The following is a 583-nucleotide window of genomic DNA, read 5'->3' on the forward strand; positions in this document are numbered from 1 at the left end:
TTAAAATCTATGTGTTTAAATGTTGTGTGATGTGAATTTATTGTGCTTCAGTTGTTGTTTTCTCACTGAGTGGTAAGACCAATACGCTCGGAGTAGGGGATTTCCCTACTTGTTAATCGAGGAGTAAAGGCAGCAGAAATAGTTCGAAATTACGGCTAACGTGAATTTTCTCGGTAAAAGGGTAAAAATTGACCTCATTTACAAATTAGGGCTTGAGATTTTTCTGCGAAAAATGAACTATGGGGTAGGTTTAATTTATTACATGGAGAGTTATGCGATGAGAGTAGGTTTAGTTGGTTGGCGCGGCATGGTCGGTTCGGTTCTAATGCAGCGTATGGTCGAAGAAAAAGACTTTGACTTGATTGAACCAGTTTTCTACAGCACTTCTCAAGTAGGTATCCCTGCGCCTAATCTAGGAAAAGATGCAGGTATGCTTCAAGATGCCTTTGATATCGAAAGTTTAAAACAGCTTGATGCGATCATTACGTGTCAAGGTGGCAGCTACACTGAAAAAGTGTACCCAGCACTTCGTCAAGCAGGCTGGAAAGGTTACTGGATTGATGCAGCTTCAACGCTGCGTATG

At 41.2% G+C, this 583-nt stretch carries 1 pseudogene; it reads left to right on the forward strand.

Going from position 1 to position 583, the window contains the following annotated elements:
- Positions 1 to 277 precede the first annotated feature (277 nt).
- Positions 278 to 583 (forward strand): annotated as a pseudogene (locus R7Q48_RS29365) (aspartate-semialdehyde dehydrogenase); the annotation flags it as partial.

The sequence above is a fragment of the Vibrio sp. 378 genome (assembly GCF_033339435.1).